This is a genomic window from Sulfuricurvum sp., assembly GCF_023250475.1.
Taxonomy (GTDB): domain Bacteria; phylum Campylobacterota; class Campylobacteria; order Campylobacterales; family Sulfurimonadaceae; genus Sulfuricurvum.
Genome location: NZ_JAHFAQ010000005.1, coordinates 1 through 18590, shown reverse-complemented (window position 1 = coordinate 18590; position 18590 = coordinate 1). Strand labels below are relative to the sequence as shown.

21 protein-coding genes are annotated in these 18590 nt (G+C 47.8%); 8 read left to right on the top strand and 13 right to left on the bottom strand.

Features of this window, described 5'->3' with window-relative positions:
* The first annotated feature begins 9 nt into the window (after window positions 1-9).
* From Q0C19_RS01190 to Q0C19_RS01175, 4 genes are read left to right on the top strand one after another with little or no spacing between them, the layout of a single operon-like run.
* Window positions 10-195 (top strand): hypothetical protein, encoded by a 186-nt coding sequence (locus Q0C19_RS01190; RefSeq protein WP_295051969.1) that lies wholly within the window; start codon window positions 10-12, stop codon window positions 193-195.
* Between the two features lie 13 nt (window positions 196-208).
* Entirely contained in the window at window positions 209-862 is a 654-nt protein-coding gene (locus Q0C19_RS01185) for a methyltransferase domain-containing protein (protein WP_295051967.1), read from the top strand.
* A gap of 56 nt (window positions 863-918) precedes the next feature.
* Complete coding sequence (locus tag Q0C19_RS01180; protein WP_295051965.1) at window positions 919-1089, top strand: hypothetical protein; 171 nt, start codon at window positions 919-921, stop codon at window positions 1087-1089.
* Window positions 1064-1282, top strand: a complete 219-nt coding sequence (locus Q0C19_RS01175) for a cupin domain-containing protein (RefSeq protein WP_295051963.1) — start codon at window positions 1064-1066, stop codon at window positions 1280-1282. The genes Q0C19_RS01180 and Q0C19_RS01175 overlap by 26 nt, the downstream gene beginning before the upstream one ends.
* A gap of 1 nt (window position 1283) precedes the next feature.
* On the opposite strand, the gene Q0C19_RS01170 is transcribed toward Q0C19_RS01175, so the two are convergent.
* A complete protein-coding gene (locus Q0C19_RS01170) occupies window positions 1284-1415 on the bottom strand; it encodes a hypothetical protein (RefSeq protein WP_295051960.1) in 132 nt (43 codons plus the stop codon).
* A gap of 84 nt (window positions 1416-1499) precedes the next feature.
* On the opposite strand from Q0C19_RS01170, the gene Q0C19_RS01165 reads away from it, so the two are divergent.
* Both Q0C19_RS01165 and Q0C19_RS01160 read left to right on the top strand, forming a co-directional pair.
* Window positions 1500-2132: an HAD family phosphatase gene (locus Q0C19_RS01165; RefSeq protein ID WP_295051959.1), complete on the top strand. Its 633-nt coding sequence runs from the start codon at window positions 1500-1502 to the stop codon at window positions 2130-2132.
* 11 nt (window positions 2133-2143) lie between these two features.
* Window positions 2144-2335, top strand: a complete 192-nt coding sequence (locus Q0C19_RS01160; RefSeq protein ID WP_295051957.1) for a YwbE family protein — start codon at window positions 2144-2146, stop codon at window positions 2333-2335.
* On the opposite strand, the gene Q0C19_RS01155 is transcribed toward Q0C19_RS01160, so the two are convergent.
* The 3 genes from Q0C19_RS01155 to Q0C19_RS01145 are packed head-to-tail and all read right to left on the bottom strand — an operon-like array spanning window position 2332 to window position 4373.
* The gene (locus Q0C19_RS01155) at window positions 2332-2985 is read right to left on the bottom strand and encodes a 3-methyladenine DNA glycosylase (protein ID WP_295051954.1); all 654 of its coding nucleotides are present in this window, start codon (window positions 2983-2985) and stop codon (window positions 2332-2334) included. The genes Q0C19_RS01160 and Q0C19_RS01155 overlap by 4 nt on opposite strands.
* Window positions 2986-3795 (bottom strand): TIGR00282 family metallophosphoesterase, encoded by an 810-nt coding sequence (locus Q0C19_RS01150; RefSeq protein ID WP_295051952.1) that lies wholly within the window; start codon window positions 3793-3795, stop codon window positions 2986-2988.
* The gene (locus Q0C19_RS01145) at window positions 3792-4373 is read right to left on the bottom strand and encodes a hypothetical protein (RefSeq protein ID WP_295051949.1); all 582 of its coding nucleotides are present in this window, start codon (window positions 4371-4373) and stop codon (window positions 3792-3794) included. Before Q0C19_RS01145 ends, Q0C19_RS01150 begins: the two co-directional genes overlap by 4 nt.
* A 44-nt stretch (window positions 4374-4417) precedes the next feature.
* Between Q0C19_RS01145 and Q0C19_RS01140 the strand changes: the two genes are divergently transcribed.
* Entirely contained in the window at window positions 4418-4921 is a 504-nt protein-coding gene (locus Q0C19_RS01140) for a YgjP-like metallopeptidase domain-containing protein (RefSeq protein ID WP_295051947.1), read from the top strand.
* A 5-nt stretch (window positions 4922-4926) separates the two neighbouring features.
* On the opposite strand, the gene rlmC is transcribed toward Q0C19_RS01140, so the two are convergent.
* The 9 genes from rlmC to yajC all read right to left on the bottom strand — a co-directional run bounded on the left by rlmC (window position 4927) and on the right by yajC (window position 17653).
* Window positions 4927-6048 carry a 23S rRNA (uracil(747)-C(5))-methyltransferase RlmC gene (gene rlmC, locus Q0C19_RS01135; RefSeq protein WP_295051945.1) on the bottom strand — a complete coding sequence of 374 codons (1122 nt, stop codon included), beginning with the start codon at window positions 6046-6048 and terminating at the stop codon, window positions 4927-4929.
* Window positions 6049-9036, bottom strand: a complete 2988-nt coding sequence (locus Q0C19_RS01130; protein ID WP_295051942.1) for a DEAD/DEAH box helicase — start codon at window positions 9034-9036, stop codon at window positions 6049-6051.
* Complete coding sequence (locus tag Q0C19_RS01125) at window positions 9036-10187, bottom strand: Mur ligase family protein (protein ID WP_295051939.1); 1152 nt, start codon at window positions 10185-10187, stop codon at window positions 9036-9038. The genes Q0C19_RS01130 and Q0C19_RS01125 overlap by 1 nt, the downstream gene beginning before the upstream one ends.
* Window positions 10184-11719 (bottom strand): GGDEF domain-containing protein, encoded by a 1536-nt coding sequence (locus Q0C19_RS01120; protein ID WP_295051936.1) that lies wholly within the window; start codon window positions 11717-11719, stop codon window positions 10184-10186. The genes Q0C19_RS01125 and Q0C19_RS01120 overlap by 4 nt, the downstream gene beginning before the upstream one ends.
* Window positions 11720-11728: 9 nt before the next feature.
* Window positions 11729-12298: an LPS assembly lipoprotein LptE gene (gene lptE, locus Q0C19_RS01115; protein WP_295051933.1), complete on the bottom strand. Its 570-nt coding sequence runs from the start codon at window positions 12296-12298 to the stop codon at window positions 11729-11731.
* Window positions 12299-12301: 3 nt separating this feature from the next.
* Window positions 12302-14749 carry a leucine--tRNA ligase gene (gene leuS / locus Q0C19_RS01110; protein WP_295051931.1) on the bottom strand — a complete coding sequence of 816 codons (2448 nt, stop codon included), beginning with the start codon at window positions 14747-14749 and terminating at the stop codon, window positions 12302-12304.
* Between the two features lie 99 nt (window positions 14750-14848).
* Complete coding sequence (gene secF / locus Q0C19_RS01105) at window positions 14849-15820, bottom strand: protein translocase subunit SecF (protein ID WP_295051929.1); 972 nt, start codon at window positions 15818-15820, stop codon at window positions 14849-14851.
* A gap of 2 nt (window positions 15821-15822) precedes the next feature.
* Window positions 15823-17397, bottom strand: a complete 1575-nt coding sequence (secD, locus tag Q0C19_RS01100; RefSeq protein ID WP_295051926.1) for a protein translocase subunit SecD — start codon at window positions 17395-17397, stop codon at window positions 15823-15825.
* Complete coding sequence (gene yajC, locus Q0C19_RS01095) at window positions 17387-17653, bottom strand: preprotein translocase subunit YajC (RefSeq protein WP_295051923.1); 267 nt, start codon at window positions 17651-17653, stop codon at window positions 17387-17389. The genes secD and yajC overlap by 11 nt, the downstream gene beginning before the upstream one ends.
* A 69-nt stretch (window positions 17654-17722) precedes the next feature.
* Here yajC and Q0C19_RS01090 point away from each other — a divergent pair.
* On the top strand, window positions 17723-18590 hold an 868-nt coding region (locus tag Q0C19_RS01090), incomplete at its 3' end, for an apolipoprotein N-acyltransferase (protein WP_295051920.1).

The following is an 18590-nucleotide window of genomic DNA, read 5'->3' as shown; positions in this document are numbered from 1 at the left end:
AGGACCACTATGGAAAGCAAAGAAGCCGTTTTAAACGCATTAAAAGAGGGTAAAAAGCTTACCAGTAACGTTACAGGGTTGCAATACACCCTTATCGGCGGACAACTTCATGCCCGCAACAGTGAAAAAACTGACTGGCACGAAAGTGAACTCAGTTTCGACAATCCCCCCTCATGGTTAAACCTTCGCGCGTAAGCGCAAGGTAGTTATGCCCTCCACCTTACGATTTCGCTACCAGACCTTCGAATTTATCAACGCTGACATCCACATCCGAACCCTTAGAGATACGCAACAATACTTTGACACTGACGGTATGGCAGAAAAACTCGGTATCTCCTCCGCTTCATGGCCGATGTTTGGAGTTATCTGGGATTCAAGCAAAATTCTTGCCCACCTCATGAGCGATTTTGATATTGCGGGAAAGCGGATTTTAGAGGTTGGATGCGGTATCGGATTGGCCAGTCTCGTCCTCAACCATCGCTCCGCCGATATCACCGCCACCGATTATCATCCCGAAGCGGAGCGTTTTATGGATGAAAACGTCCGAATCAATAACGATCAGCACATCCCCTTTACCCGTGCGGGGTGGGGAGACTTAGACGATACGCTGGGCGAATTCGATCTTATAATCGGAAGCGATCTTCTCTATGAGAGAGACCATATCAACCTTCTGGCGGGCTTTATCGATCGTCATACTTCACAAAAATGCGAAGTGATCATTGTCGATCCGGGTCGCGGCAACCACGCCAACTTTAGCAAAAAGATGGTGAGCCTCGATTTTTCCCATACCCAAAGCAAACCCCTTGATACCCACTATCTTACCCTCCCCTTTAAAGGGCAGCTTTTACGCTATCTCCGTTAGAAATTTTCAACTACCCTATGCTACCCTTTCGTAATTTACCACGACGAGGTACTGTTATGTTTCTGCACAAATCAATCGACACCATCGAAGCGACTTCCCAAAAAGCGGGCAAAGGCGTGGCTATGAAAATGCTTCTATCCCCGGATGAATCCCCAAATTTTGCCATGCGCAACTTTACCATTCATTGCAGCAGGAGGCCATATGCCTCTGCACACCAATACGGTTGAACATGAACAATATGTCCTCAGCGGACGAGCACGTGTTGTGATCGGAGATAAAACGATAGAAGCGGGAGAGGGAGACGTGCTGCTCATCCCCGCAGGTGTCCCTCACAGTTATGAGACCCTCGGAGACGACACGTACAGCTTTCTCTGTCTTGTCCCGAAAGGGACAGACATTATCGAAGTATTAGCGTGCTAACTTAGTTATTGGTTCCCTTAACAACACGCTTAACATCATTGATCCCGTCGCCCACACCGTCACTGAACTCTTTGACGGTGCAACCGCTCAACATCAAAATTGCTATCATACCTGCCAGTACCAAACGGATCATATTTTCTCCTAAATTTTTAAATAGATACGGAATTATAACCCGTTTACTGTTCACATTATATTTATCATTGGATATCATTGCACTATGAGAAAACAGATCCTTTTTGACAATGACGGCGTCCTCGTCGATACCGAGCACTGGTATTTCACCGCCAGCGCCGAGATTTTACAGACGATGGGATTTCATCTGAGCGAGGATCGCTATCGCGACATTATGATCGCGGGAGAGAGTGCCTTTTTGATTGCCGAAGAATCGGGGGTGCCGATATCTGAGACCGACAAATGGCGCACACGCCGAAACGAACTCTATCAGCACTACCTCCGCAGTGAAGAGATTGCTATACCGGGAGTCAAAGAGGTGCTTGCCGAACTCTCACCCCGCTATCGCATGGGGATCGTCACCTCGGCGCTTCGCTGTGATTTTGAACTCATTCATGCCTCACGGGGAATCGTTGATTATATGGACTTCGTCCTCTGCAGCGGAGAATACCCCCGTGCCAAGCCCTACCCCGATCCCTACCTGCTGGGATTGGAACGTCTGGGAGGAGAGAAACACGAGACAATCATCGTCGAGGATTCGGAGCGGGGACTGCGCTCGGCGGTAAGTGCGGGGATCGATTGCGTCATTGTCCACAACCGCTTTACCGAAAAGCACGATTTCAGTGCGGCGAAGCATCGGATCAAAACACTCGAAGAATTACTAACACTACTCAACTAAAAGGGATACAAATGAACGGCAAAGAACGAAAAAATATCATGTCGGGCAAACGGGTGAGTATCGTCCTCAAAGAGGATCAATTGACGGGAAGACTCACAGAGGGGGTTGTCCGTGACATCCTTACCAAATCGCCGAATCATCCCCACGGGATCAAAGTACGGCTTATGAGCGGGGAAGTGGGACGGGTTAAAGAGGTTTTTTAATATTTTTGAATGAGCAATTGTTCCTTGCTTACCACTTTTCCCTTAGAATTGCGCTTCACATACTCCACAATCATCCCATGAAACCGCGCAAATGCGGCAGGGAGTTGAACGGTATCGAAATAGCCGCGTATCCCCGCTTCGCACCATTCCTGAAGCTCATCGTAACTCTCAAACTCATACCCGAATGCATTGAGCAATCGTGCCGTGTAGCTATCCACAACCATCGCAGGATGGGCGCAGGCATAGCAGAGGATGCTATCCACCGTCTCGGGACCAATCCCTTTTTGAGACAATAGCCAATCACGCTCGACAGAGAGGGAAAAGGTCTCGAAATCGCCGAATTTCTCGATCATATTATGGGACAAACGGATCAGATTCGATGCTTTGGCTTTGAACAAACCGCTCGGACGGATCAATTCCATCAGGCTCTCGTTGTGACATTGGGAGAGGACGGCGGGATCGAGCAGTTCATGGCTGCGAAGATTTTCGAGAGAGATTTCGACACGGCTCCATTGGGTATTTTGGGTCAGCACCGCCCCAACGACCACCTCAAAATTGCCGTACGCGGGCCACCATAACGGCGGAGAGTTCTCTAACAGTTTCAGTTTTTCAAGTGCGCTAAAAAGCTCCCAAGAATCAGAGAGTTCCATTTATCCCTCTACCCACGCATCGGTGCGGAACACCCGTCCGTCATCGAAGATTTTAAGTTTAAATGCTTCGGTGCATTTTCCCTCTTCGAGATTCATGATAGCGATTTGAAGAATCTTGCGGCATTTCTCGGGAACTTCGAATCGTCCCGATACCCCCGTAATAAACCGCTCCAGCGGAACTCTCGAATCCATCCCAATCACATTATCGCGGCAGCCCGAAAGGCCGATGTCGGTCATATATGCCGTCCCTTTGGCAATCTGGAAATCATCGCTCCCCACGTGGGTGTGCGTTCCGATCAGTCCGCTTACCTCTCCCTGAAGCAACATCATCATCGCACGTTTTTCGCTGGACGCTTCGGCGTGAAAATCGAGGAAGATATGGTTGACTCCGTCGTTTCTAAGCTTCGCAACCGTATCACGGGCGCATCGAAACGCATTATCGACATACGGCATCCCGTAATGCCCCATTATGTTCAATACCGCGAGCTTTTCCCCCGCAACATCGAAAATACGGCACCCTGTCCCTTTGACACCCTCAGGATAATTGTGAGGACGCAAAATCGGCAAACTCTCCAAGAGCGGTTCGATCTCCTTTTTATCCCATGTATGGTTCCCGCCGCTCATCACGTCGATCCCCATCCCGAACAACTCTTTGGCATTTTTCATCGTCACCCCGAAACCGTGAGAGGCATTTTCATAATTGGCGATTACAAAATCGATCCCATGCTCACGCCGAAGCTTCATAAGGTGCTCTTTAATCATCATCCGTCCCGGACGACCGACGATGTCTCCGATAAATGCTATTTTCACTCTTTCTCCTCCATGAGTTCCTTTCTCAATGACTCTATCCCTTGCCGGTAATTACCGCTGTCGCCGTATTCAAAAAACCTTTGATACCGAGAATGGATCGATTTTACCCGCGATGCGTGGCGGATCGGGCACCAGTATTGCTCGGTACGGGCGGCAATCTCGGTAACATAACCCATCAAACCGCCAAAATAACTGCAATAAAGGCAATTGATTTTTTCGATAATATTGAGATACGCCAGCCGATGACGATCCACTAGGATATAATCCTTCCGCTTGACCTTGGCAATCTTGTAAATCGGAAAACAAATCCATTGATAGAACGTTACAAAAGCATCTAAAATAAAAGCAGGAATCAAAACCGACCAGATCACCGGAACACTCAGCAGATGTAAAATCGGTGTCGTCGCTAAATAGCGAAAAAGTCCCTGCCGATCGTGTCGATACGAGGCTAGAATCTCTTCGCGCTTTTTTGTTATTTCGCAGGTAAAGCGCTCATACTCTTGATGCAGTTCCGCTTCCAACTCCGATTCGAGTGCTTTGATCCGAGCTACAAGCTCGTCGATCTTTTGATGTTCCATCCCGAACCTTTGCATTATGTTGTGTAACTATACTACAATTGCGTATGCAATCACTTAAATATTTAACCCATTACAGCCAAGAGATACGGACTCAGGTGCAGAACCTGATCGATGCCGGCACGCTGGGTGAGCGTCTTTTACACAAATATCCTTCCCTCCATACCTGTACGACGGATAAAAATCTCTACGATTATGTCATGGAGATTAAAAATACCCATTTTCGCAGTTCCGGCGTTATCTCGAAGGTGCTCTATGATACAAAAATCCGAGATATGCACTCCGCACTGGGAACGCATACTTTCGTCTCTCGGGTGCAGGGGGGGAAGCTCAAAGCTAAAAACGAGATTCGCATTTCCCACTTTTTCAAAAAAGTCCCCGAACCGTTTTTGCGGATGATCGTCACCCATGAGCTCGCCCATCTGAAAGAAAAAGAACATAATAAAGCGTTTTACAAACTTTGTACCCACATCGAGCCGCAATACCATCAGCTCGAATTTGAGGTGCGTCTCTACCTCACTTACCTCGATAAATGCGGCCGCTTATATTAAAGCCTTTAACTCTTTCGTATTAATTCAACAAGCACTTCATAATGTTCCGTGTGCGGGAACATATCAAACAGCTGAACCTTCCGTATCTCATATGAACTCAAACGTTCCAAATCTTTTGCCAGTGTCGTCGCGTTGCAGCTCGAATAGATCAGATGCTCCGGAGAGACTTTTTCCAACCATTTGCACAGTTGTTCTCCCAACCCGCGGCGCGGCGGATTGACAATCACCGCATCGGGTTTTTCCCCTGAATTTGCTCCGAAACTTGCGGCATCCAGCGACTCGAAACGGATATTCTTCATCTCCAGCTGTGCCGCCGAATCACAGGCGCACTCTATCGCTTCAGGTTCGATCTCGATCCCCACAATCTCACGCTCCGCCGTAGCGCAGTGCAGAGCGAATCCCCCTACTCCGCAAAATAGATCCCATAAGCGTGCAGGCTTTATCTCAGCTACCCATGCCGCCGCAGTATGATAAAGTTTTTCAGCGACTTCAGGATTGGTTTGAAAAAAACTTTTGGGGCGGATATAGAGGGGAATACCGTTGAACCGCTCTTCAAGGCGGCGATGTTCGCTCAAAAATATCTCCTCATCCCCTTCCAAAATCGCCATGTGGACGGGCTGTATATTGACGGTGACGACTGTCACCTCCGGTGCGCGTTTCATCAGATCTTCCAACCCGTTCTCAAGTCTGGCGATGATACCATGAGATCGGAGGACAAAACGGAGCATCATAGAGCCGTTCGATTTGCTGCGGGTGAGGAGGACGTATTTCAGCTCCCCTTTTCGCAACCGTATGTCATACCCTTTGACCCCTAATTCCCGAAGCCACTCTTGGGTCGTGTGCAAAACTTTCTGCATGCTTATATCATAAAGCGGACACTCTATCAAACTCACCTCTTCAGAGAGTCCGAGCACTATACCCTCCAGCGTCGGGGTCGCTACCATTTTGGCTTTGTTGCGAAATCCCCGCAGAGGAGAAGTGGCGGGTTTGAGCCACTCTTGCGGTTGATATCGGTTGAGAAGAGCATGCAAATGATCACTTTTCAGCTTCAGCTGTTCGGCATAATGATAATCAATCCATCGGCAGGAGTGACAGACATGCGCATCATAATAAGAACAGAAACTCATTTATACCCCCTTCGGCTTTGCCGTACGCAAATAGTGCAATACCGTGCCGATAAGATCATCATCGTCTTTGCTCTTGCTCTGCATCGTCTCTTTGGCACCGCTCGTGAACTCAATCGTGATATTCTGATTGTAGTTGCTCACCATTTTAATCTTTTTCTCGATGCTTAGGAGTTTAATGACCATGATTTCAAAAAACTGTTTCGTCGGTGTGTCGAGCTTGCCGAAACGATCCCCGACCTCCTCTTCGATCTCATAAATCTCACTCGGGCTTTCGCATTGGCTGAGACGGCGGTAGAGTTCAAGACGAAGACGGTCTTCGCTGACAACTTCATCGCTGATAAAGGCGCTGACAGTGAGTTTAATATCGACTTTTGCCCGTACCGCAGTCGTCTGATTGGTGAGGATTTTGATCGCATCTTCGAGCATACGCAGATAGAGAGCGTATCCGATATTTTTGATATGGCCGCTTTGGGCATCCCCGACAAGATTTCCACCGCCACGGATTTCGAGATCGTGATAGGCAAGCATCGATCCGCTTCCCAGAAAGGAGTTCGACTCCAATGCCACAAGCCGTTTTTTTGCCTCTTCGGTAAGGTGATCTTTATCATCGACGATGAAATAGGCATACCCTTCCGTATGTCCCCGTCCGACCCGTCCGCGCAACTGGTGCAGATCGGCCATTCCGAAACGATCCGCCCCGTCGATAATCATCGTATTCACCGTCGGCATATGGATCCCCGATTCGATAATCGAGGTAGCCAGAAGGACGTCGTACTGACGGTCGGCAAATTTCGCCAGCTCCTCCTCGGTATGGGTTGCACTGATCTGAGAATGAAGAATGAGGATACGCAGATCGGGAAGGATCGCTTTAAGCTCACCCGATTTGATAATCATTGAGTCGATCGAATTATGAACGTAAAACACCTGTCCGCCGCGGCGAAGTTCGCGCAATATCACCTCTTTGATCAGTTTCTCATCGTAGTTTTTGACAAATGTCCGTACCCCAAGCCGCTCGCTCGGCGGAGTGAGGAGTTCCGACATAGTTTTGATCGAGCTGAGGGCTTGATTGAGACTTCGAGGAATCGGCGTCGCACTCATGCTGAGGAGATGAACATTCTCATAGAGCGATTTGAGTTTCTCTTTTTGTTTCACCCCGAATTTGTGTTCTTCATCGATAATCACAATACCGAGCTTCGCACAGTTCACCCCAAACAGCGCATGGGTTCCGACGACACAATCCAGTTCTCCCGCTTCTAATGCCCGAAGAGTCGCCGTTTTCTCTTTGGTACTCACGAAACGGTCCAGCTTCGCCACCCGAAGCCCGAAAGGAGCCAGACGGGCTTTAAGCGATTGAAAGTGCTGAGAACTGAGCAACGTTGTCGGAACCACGAGAAGCGATTGGTATCCCCCCTTTGCGGCGGTGAAAATAGCGTTCATCGCTACTTCGGTTTTTCCGAATCCCACATCTCCGCTGAGGAGCCGATCCATAATCTGTCCCGAAGAGAGATCGCGGACGATGGAAGCGATGGCACTCGCCTGATCCGGAGTATAATCAAATCCTGCCGCAGCTTGGAAACGATGCAATTCACCCGCATCAACACGGATGACGGCGGATTTAATCAACGCACGGCTTGCCGCAATCCCTACGATCTCCGAAGCGATCTCGAACAATCGCGCTTTGACCGATTCTTTGAGCTTGCCGAAACTACCCTTGCCCAAGCGATCAAGGACAGGGAGGCTTCCTGAGGCGATGTATCGATCAATCGCATCGAGGTTTTCAACGGGGAGGAGAAGCTTGTCATCTCCCATGTATTTGATGACGACGAGGTCTTTAATCCCTCCCAGAATCTCCGCCTGCTCGATCCCGACAAAAATCCCCACTCCGTACTCTTCGTGAACGACATAGTCGCCCACTTTCAAATCATCGAGGAGGATAGAGGTACGGCGGCGGCGGCGTTTTTTCTCATGGCGATTCAAAGAGAGAATAATCTCATCCGGACCGATAAGGTTGAGGACAATTCCCGACGTTTTTACCGTGATACCTTTGAGTTCAAAGATCCCTGCCGCTTTGAGCTGTGTGTCGCTGGCGGCGATAAGGGTGAATTTTTTGTTTTTATGAACGCTTCGGAGTGTCTCGAAATTGCCTCCCCCCAAAGGAGAGTACCGCTCCGATTCAGGGAGGATATCCGCTTCCAGCCGTTCGCGCGGCAATACCTTCTGATTGAGACCGTACGCTTCGTCAAGGGTAGATTTCATCTCACGGATGCGAACGACTTTTTTCCCCTCGCACAGATCGATCCCCTCAGCTCCCAATACCCAAAATCCAAGGGAGGCAATGTCTTTAACAAAACTGTCACTCTGCGCTAGCGCTATCGCTTTTTCGAACGCTTTATGCTGCTCCGCATCAAGGGAAAAAAATGCACTGGTGACTTCGATGGAAACCAGTTCCTCTTTATCGGTACGCTGGGTTTCGACGTCAAAAGCTCTAATCTCTTCGACCTCATCGTCAAAGAGGCTGATACGGTACGGGTTGCTTTGATTCGGGATGTAGATATCGAGGATATCGCCCCGATGCGAAACTTCCCCCTCCATCTCCACCATGTCGACAAAGGTGTACCCCCAATGGAGCAATTTTGCTTTGAATGCACTCAGATCGATTCGAGACGCAAACTCGATCGTCTCGCTTTGAAGCAATGAGGCATTCGGGAGGGGAAAGAGAAGCGTTTTGAGGGGTGAAATAATCAGCGGTTTTTTAACCGCCGTGTAATAGGTACGAAGCGCGGCAAAAAGGGCAAACAACTCTTCACTGAACGGGCGGAGATCGTCCAAATAAGTTGCACGGAAATCGGGCAATACGATATGGGGAATTTCCAAAAATGTCGATACGTCGCTCAGCTCCGAGGCCTCTTTCGCATCCTCGCAAAGAAGTATGCCCGGGAGGTTCTTCGGATTGTTTTTTACGTATTCATACCATCGTGCTTGTGACATCAGTGCTTATTCATCCTCTTTAAAAAGGTCTCGGCTACGCTGAACGAGCCGAAAACCAAATACTCTTTATCCTCGCGGATTGCCTCAAATGTCTCGAACGGTATATTCAAATCTTGTAATGCTTTTTCCAATGCACACCGTTCGACAATCCGCCCTTCATCGACATCAATAATCTCTACCGTTTCGATAATCGGTTTTAAAAGAGCCAAAATACCGCGGTAATCTTTATCACCGTACGTATTGTAAATCAGAGTCACTTTTTTCCCCGAATACGTTTTGGCTATCGACTCTGCGGCCAATGCGTTATGCCCCACGTCAAGCGTGATATTCGGGGCTATTTTACTCAAACGCCCAAACAGTGCATTCTGATCAAAAAGCGCTTCGGTCACGGTATAGCCTAAAAGCTCATATCCCCTCATCGCGAGAGCGAGATTATCCCGCAAATAGTCACTAAGATTGTTTTTCGTGGCAATGTGCAATGCTTTCACTTCAATATCCGGTTCAGCACCCTCGCAGAATATGTAAAGCGTACATTTTTTTTCTTCGGCGATACTTCGGGCGATCCGTTCCACTTCAGGGTGTTTTTGCTTTCCTAAAAGGGCGATATGCTCCATGCTTCGCAGCTTGGTTGTCGCGATGGAATCGAGTGTTGTCCCCAAAAATGCCGCATGATCGAAGTCGATAGGGGTAAAAATACTCAATGTTTTATCAAAGACGTTCGTCGCATCAAACTCACCGCCCAGCCCCGCTTCGCATACGACGTACTCACACCCCTCATACGTGACCATGGCCAATAGGGTCGTGTACTCAAAATAGCTTAACGACTCAGCCGCCTCTTTCTCCAAAAATCCCAAAAGTTTTTGGTGCGCGGCTTCGAGGGCTTCATCCGTTATATCTTCCCCATCCATCCATATCCGTTCATTAAAGCGTACAATATGAGGAGAAGTGTAATGGCCTACCCGTTTTCCCGAACGATGCAATGCAAGAGCTAAAAACCGCCCTGTTGACCCTTTTCCGTTTGTCCCGACGAGATGAATAATCTTTGGGTGAGGAAGAAGATGGGCAACAGCCCGATACGCTTTGGGAAAACGCTCGACATCAATCACATCGTAAAATAAAGGCTTTTGGGCTAAAAAATGCTCTAGAATCATGCAGGCTCGACGCGGTTTCGCCCTTTGCGTTTAGCATCGTAAAGACGCTCATCCGCCCCGTTGATCAATGCTTTAAGGGAAGGAAAATCACTGCGTTGGGCGACTCCGATACTGACACTGACCCCGATACGCTCTCCCTGATACATGAAATGGGCTTGTTCGACATGGGCGCGCACTTTTTCGCAAAACGTTTTAGCCCCCTCCAAATCGGTCTCTCCCAAAATGGCCATAAATTCCTCTCCGCCATATCGCCCTACGGTATCGCTTGTGCGGACTTCCAGTTTCAAAATTTTGGCAAAGGCGATCAGAACCGCATCTCCGGCTTCATGTCCATAGGTATCATTGACGGATTTGAAATGATCCAAATCGAGCATTGCGACACAAAACGAATGGCCGTGACGCTCATATTCAGCCTCTTTTAGATTCAAGTGCTCTTCGATTGCCCGTTTGTTAAATAGCTTTGTCAGAAAATCTTCACGCGACGCTTGAGTTGCCTGCGCCAGCTCAGATTCTAAGGTAGCGATCTTTTTCCCCATTTGGTTCACTTTCTCGTTGTGAACCTTCAGATCTTTACTCAACACTTCAACTTTTTCTTCCAGCGTGCTGGCAATGGTATAAAGCCGTTTATGCGCTGTCTTAAAGTCGGTAGGCTTATGGGTTTCCAATGCTTCAAGATCACGTTTCACCTCGCGGATTTCGCTGCTTGAACTTTCGCTTCTCTCTATCAAGTCGATCAATTGCGCTGAAAGTTTTTCAAGAAGTACATCCAGTGCATTGACCATCTCCTCTACACTGTGTTTGTCGAGCGCTATCCGCATCGCAATTGCGGTTTTAAGCTCTTTTTCACACTCATCGGTGGCGACGTATGCGGGATTGTTATGAAGCTTTTGGGAGAGTTCTATCGTTGCATTGTCCATCGTGGGGGCAATAGAGGGGACAAGAGAGGAGACGAGGAGACGAATCGTTCTCTCATGATCAACCGCTTCCCCTGAGCTCGCTTGAAATTTAAGACTCTCAATCGTACTGCGCAAATTCGACGAATCGACCGAACCGAAATGAGCCAACTTCATCAAAAATGAATCATCGTAAACCGTAAGAAAATTAGCCCATGCCTGCTTCAACAGATCGATTTGTGTCGATCCCCCTTGGGATTCGAGGATAGCGATCGTTTTTTTCGCCAATGCCGAAGCATCAGGATTGTGCAGAAGGTCAATGCTCTGTGCCATTTTTTTGGCAAGACCGTTTAAGAGTTCTACCAGTATTGTCGCTTCATTGGGGTTCATACGGCTTAACTTGGAAATTAAAAACCGGATAAGTTCGGCCGTCGTTCGGACACGGTATTGTTTAATCTCTTCAACCGTTTTTTTATCCATCAAAGAGACGTAACGCTCTATTCCGCTGCAATCTTCTACGGCAAATCCCGCTTTTTTAGCTTCCGAACAAAAGGTTTCGGCATACGCATCCGGAGTCCAGACTTTCCCCTCCGCTTTTAGCCGTTCTACTGTGTTTCGAACAATTTGGTTAATGGTCATAATTACCCCTTATTTCGACTCAACACCCTGCAGCGTATCTTGCGATACATTCAAATCAGTACCCAGGGCCTCAGCTTGTGTGATATTCGCATCTGTACCCTGTGCCGCAACTTGTGCAATAAACGAATCTATCCCTTTTTGCGCCCCTTGACGGATCGCTTCAAAACGTGCCTGATCCGAAATAATTGCGTTTGGCTCTATATCAAAGTCATACGTCCCTCTGGTCGAATAATTCGCCGTTTTTCCTGCTGTCGTTCGGCTTATTCCCATCACGACCGTAGTACGATAGGTAATTACATAGCCGTTTGTATCGTATCGGAGGGGGCTAAACGATACCGAACTGATCGAAATTTTAAGATGCGTTTGCGATCTGTTTTTGGAAACGAGGGCCGTTCTAAATTTTGTTATAACGGCGGTATCGATGGCATCTTTGATAATAACGGTATTTTGAGGGTCTTCCATCCGAATAACGACTTCGGTACTGACACTGTCACCCAAAACATTCTTAGCTAAATGGCTGGCCGGCTGATAGCCGCAGCCGGCTAGAGCGATCACAGCACTCAGTATCCAGTATTTCATAGGTTACCCTTTTATCACAAGGTTGACTAGCTTGCCGGGAATCACAATCGCTTTCACGATCTCTTTCCCCTCTATCCATTTCTCAACAGAGGCTTTGGCAATCTCGATGATCGTCTCTTGAGACTCATTCACTCCGACTTCAATCGTGGCACGGTTTTTACCGTTAATCGATACACCCAGACTCAAAGCTTCAACCTCAAATACCTCTTCGCGAACCACTTGAACACCGAAATTTTTACCGCCGAAAAGATTGGTTGAGAGTTCCCAACAGATATGGGGGACAATCGGTTCCAGCACAGAGGTCAAAATCCAGTACCCCTCCGTCCATACATCGCGATTGCTCTGTTCGTTCAAAGCGTTCATTGCTTCCATCACACCGGCTATCATCGTGTTAAACGTGTGACGTTCGGTATAGACCTCTTGAGCCCGCTTGAGGGCTTCATACACCTTTTTACGAGCAGCTTTCTCCTCTTTGGATAGGGTACTGTGATCGATAATCGGTAATGTATCGGTAACATTGACGTATTGGCTCCGGTCGGCAAATCGTTTGAGGAAGCGATATGCCCCCTCAACCGCGCTGTCATTCCACTCCAGCTCCTGGGTCGGAGGGGCGGCAAAAAGGATAAAGAGCCGCGCCGTATCGGCACCGTATTTCGATACCAGTTCTCCCGGATCGACGGTATTTCCTTTAGACTTCGACATCTTTGAACCGTCTTTAAGAACCATCCCCTGCGTCAAGAGGTGTTCAAACGGCTCATCGCTGTTGACATATCCCAAATCGCGGAGCATTTTCGTGAAGAAACGGGCATACAACAGATGCAGTATCGCATGTTCAATCCCGCCGATGTAGTGATCCACACCCATCCAATAATCGAGGGCTTGTTTATCCAATGCCTCTTTAAAATCATTTTTGACCGTATAACGTAAAAAGTACCATGACGACTGAATAAACGTATCCATCGTATCGGTTTCACGAACGGCCGGCTTGCCGCATTTTGGACAAGGACAGTGTTTCCACGACGGATGATGTTCGAGCGGATTGCCCTCGCCGTTAATCACGACATCTTCGGGCAATGCCACCGGAAGATTGGCTTTGTCCTCAGGGACGATTCCGCACGATTCACAGTGGATCAACGGAATCGGAGCACCCCAATAGCGCTGACGGCTGATCCCCCAGTCTTTAAGACGGAAGTTGATCACTTTTTTACCCAGTTTTTGAGTCTCAAAATGGTCCATGATCGAAGCTTTGGCCGTAGTGTTATCCAAACCGCTGAACTCTCCACTCTCACGCAATATTCCCGTTTCCGTATACGCACATCCAAGCGGTAATTCACCCTCAGATGGGTAGATGACCGCTTTGATCGGAAGATCGTATTTGGTTGCGAACTCATAGTCACGATCATCATGGGCAGGGACGGCCATAACCGCACCGGAGCCGTAATCGGTCAAAACGAAATTAGCAACCCAGACGGGGATTTTAGCCCCGGTTAGCGGATGGATAACATTAATGCCCAGAGCCACACCCTCTTTCGGACTTGTGGCACGATCACGAGCGCTGACACGCTGCATCGCTTTGATCGCATCGGCAGCGGCTTGATCCAAAAGATTGAAAGAGAGCATATGGCGAACAATCTCGTGCTCCGGTGCAAGCGCCGCATAGCTCACTCCGTAAATCGTATCGGGACGGGTCGTAAAGACATCAAAACTTTGGTACACGGCACCGAGCGCAGCCTCGCTCTCATCGTCAAGTTTAAACCCGAACTCCAAGCCGTACGATTTTCCGATCCAGTTCTCCTGCATCGTCAGAACCTGCTTCGGCCATTTCCCCTCAAGTGTTTTGAGTGATTCGAGGAGCTCTTCGGCGTAATCGCTGATTTTGAGGTAGTACTGATACATCTCTTTTTGGACGATCTCCGTTCCACATCTCCAGCATCCGCCGTCAACCACCTGTTCGTTCGCCAAAACGGTCAAATCGTGCGGACACCAGTTTAAAAAACCTTGTTTGCGGTACAGCAGTCCTTTGTTGAACATATCGATAATAAAACCCTGCTCGAATGCCGTATACTCCGGATTGGAGGTCGCAAATTCGCGATCTTCGGAGAAAGATAGCCCAAGACCCGCAAGTTCTCCGCGCATCGTAGCAATATTCTCATAGGTCCATTTTTTAGGATGAACACCGTGTTTGATCGCCGCATTTTCCGCCGGCATTCCGAAACTGTCCCATCCGATCGGGTGAAGAACATTGAACCCCTGCTGACGGTAGTAACGGGCGAATGCATCGCCGATGGTGTAGTTACGGACGTGCCCCATATGGATACGTCCTGATGGGTAAGGGAACATACTGAGGACATATTTTTTAGGTTTGCTAAAGTCGTTTGAGGGTTCATACGCCTTAGTCGTACTCCATGTTTTTTGCCATTTGGCCTCAATCGATGCGGGGGTGTAATTCAAAAAAAACTCCTAATTCTGTATAGAACGTCAAAAGGAATTAAATCCCTTTTGACGACGCTAGCCGCTAAGGCACTAAAGCTAGCCTCTTCGAGGCAGATTTTAGACGATACCTTGCTCAAACTGCGCACGCATTTTCTCTTTTTCGGCTTGAAGTTTTATTTTCTCCGCCATTTTTTCACGATACCGTCCGACACTGAATCCCGTCCAAACAACGAGCTGAGCCGCAACGAAAATCGAACTGTAGGTTCCGATTATAACACCAACGAGCATTGGAAAACTGAAGCCGAGCATAATATCTCCGCCGAATAAGAAAAGGGTCAAAACAACGAAAAAGACCGTTAAAGAGGTCAACGTGGTTCGTGACTGTGTTCGGGAAACCGCTTCATTGACGATCATAACGAAATCGCTGTTCTTAGACTCTTGAATGTGCTCGCGGATACGGTCATACACGATAATCGTATCGTGGATCGAATATCCCAAAATCATAAGCAATGCCGCAACACTTTCGATATTGAAATCGATCTCAAAATAGGAGACAAACCCGAACGTAATAACGATATCGTGAACAATCGCGATGATGGCCGCTAACGCGAAACGCCACTCATATCGAAATGTCACCATCGCCATAATAGCGCTCAGCGTCAAAAGAAACGCGGTAAGCCCTTTAACCCGAAGTTCATCACCGACTTTCGGGCCGACCATATCGACACGGCGAATCTCAAAATCGCCCGTCCCTTTGAGTATCTCTCGGGTAACATCGCCGATATCTTTACTCAAACCGTCCGTCGATGCCGCTGTTTTAATAACGATCTCTTCAGGTGAGCCGAATTCGCTCACTGCGGCGTGTTTAAAGAGTTCGTTCTTTTCAAGTGCTTCTCGAACTTTATCGATCGGGGCAACACCCTGATATTTGACCTGAACAACCGTTCCTCCGGTAAAATCGATACCGAATGAAAACCCTTTTGTGGCGATAAGCGCTATCGCTACAAAGAAAAGGACAAATGACGCAACGAAAAAGATTTTCCCTTTTCCGAGAAAATTATAGACTTTATCTTCTTTAAACAGTTCCATAATTAGTTAACCTTTCTCGTCATACCAAACCACAATTTGTAGTTTTTCGATTTTTCGATACGATTGGTAAAGAGCTGGAAAATTCCGTACGTTCCAACAATCGCCGTCAGCATTGAGGCCAAAATACCCATGCTAAGCGTTACGGCAAACCCTTTGATCGCTCCCGTTCCGTATACATAAAGAATCGTACAGGCAATAATCTGGGTGATATTGGAATCCAAAATAGCCCTCATAGCCTTACTGTATCCCTCTTGCAAAGCCTTTTTAAGCCCTAACCCCAGACGAATCTGCTCTCGAACACGCTCATTAATAATAATATTCGCATCGACCGCAAGACCGATATGCAAGACGATACCCGCCATACCCGGTAATGTCAGGGTTGCACCCAACAGCGCCATCATCGCCAAAATAATAAAGATATTAATCATAACGGCAAGATTGGCAATAATACCGGCCAATCCGTAGTACATAATCATAAAGATCATAACGAGGACAAATCCGCTGACCAATGCGAGCAAAGAGGCTTTAATGCTATCGGCACCCAGACTCGGCCCGACGGAGCGTTTTTCCAACATATAGATCGGTGCCAACAATGCCCCCGAACGAAGGGCGATTGCCAAATCATTTGCTTCGGAAACACTGTAGTTACCGCTGATTTGCCCGCTTCCGCCGCCGATACGCTCGTTGATCACCGGAGCCGAGTAAACTTTTCCGTCCAATACGATAGCAAGGCGTTTTCCGACACTTTTACCGGTAAAATCACCAAATATCTGCGCCCCTGCGGAGTTCAACGAAAAGTTGATGACCGGGCGGTTATTTTGATCGTATCCGACTTGCGCATCGGTTAACACGGTTCCATCCAAAATCGGAATCTCATTCACCAAATGTTTCATGTTCGGTTGCAGGGCATCTTCGAGGATTTTATCGCCGTAACTGGCTGCTTCAACGTCGCTCAGATCATTAACACGCATGGAGCGGTCTTCATCCACCGCCATCAACTCTAATTTTGCCGCACGAGAGATCAACTCACGTGCACGCTGCTCTTCTTGAGGTGTTTTAATCCCCGGAAGCTCAACCAATATCTTATCAACACCCTGCCGTGCGACGACAGGTTCGGCCAAACCGAATTGATCAAGACGGTTTCGGATCGTTTCAATTGCCTGATCAACCGCCTGCGCTTTTAGTTTTTCAACCTCTTCAGGTTTAAAAGAAACACGGTACGATTCACCTGAAACTTTAACAACAGCCCCTTGAACATTTTTCAGATGTTCACCGAGTTTAGTGCCGTCTTCGGCATCCAAAAGGGAGAATACGACACCGTCTCCCTGCACACTCAAACCGTCAACCAAAATATCATTCTGCTCGGTAAAGTGTTTGATCCCCGAAGCAACCGATTTAAGTTGTGAATTGACAGCTTCTTCGGTTTTGACCCCCAAAAGAAGATGCAATCCCCCTTGAAGATCAAGCCCCAGAGTAACTTTCGCTCCATGCTGACTTTGGGTGAGTGAAGGAATCGAGAAAATGATTCCAAAAAGGGCAGCTGCTATCAGTAAAACGACACGGAAATTAAGCTTCATCCTCGTACTTTCTGGCAACCGCATCTTTAACGAGGCGCACTTCGGTTTCATTGTTCATTTTAATCACGAAAAATGTATCTTCGACTTTTTTGATTTCGACGATCAATCCGCCGGTTGTAATAATTTTATCCCCTTTGGTGAGGGCTTCAACCATCTCTTTGTGTTTTTTAGCCTGCTGGTTTTGAGGACGAATGATCACAAAGTACATAATAGCGATCAAAAAGACAAATGGGAGAATTTGGGTAACAATTTCCATGGATATCCTTGGGTAATGTGAAATTGGGGCATTATACTGAAATGTGGCTAACAACGATATAATTGCTTTATGAAATATCGATCAACGCCCCTTATCGAACTCTTTGTCGCCCCTTTGCTTATTGCCCTCTTTTTCTCAGCCTTTATCTATTGGGAACATTTTGCGCTCACCTCCAAAGCTTTGAACACTTTGTCAGGGCTTATTGCCGTGTACGCCCTTTTGCATGCTCCGAAACGGACGATACTTATCAGCGGATTTTGGATCGGACTGCTCTGGTGCTATTGGATCGGGTTCAGCTTTCAGTATTACGGTTTGGGATGGGCGACATGGCTCGTGGCGTTAGGCTTCGGAATCGTCTATGCCCTCTATTACGGGGCTATGTCTCTCTCCTCGAACCCCCTTATCCGAGCCGCCATTCTTTTTGGTCTCACCTTTATATGGCCGATGGATTTCAACTGGATGCAACCTGAGCTCATCTTTGTCGAAAGTTATATGGGATTTGCCAAATGGCAGTTTGCCCTCATCCTTGTCTCTCTCGCATCGACCGCATGGTTCGGCGGGCTCAAAAAAATCATCCCGTTGCTCCTGCTGTTGGGAGCAATCCAAATACACTATACTCCTCCTCCGTTGCCCGATGTCAAAATCAAACTTGTCTCCACCGATATTTCTCAAGATTTTAAATGGCAAAATGATCAATTGCCTCAAACAATCCAAGAAAACTTCAATGCCATCGACGAGGCGATCCAACAAGGGTACGATCTAGTCGTCCTCCCCGAATCGGCATTTCCCCTCTATATGAATCAGCATACCGACATCTCCGAAGCCCTTTCGGAGCGTTCTCTTCACATCGCCATCCTCACGGGAACTCTGCACAAAGAAGACGGCTTGAACTACAATGTTTCGTACCTGTTTGATCAAAGAAACATTACGGTCGCTA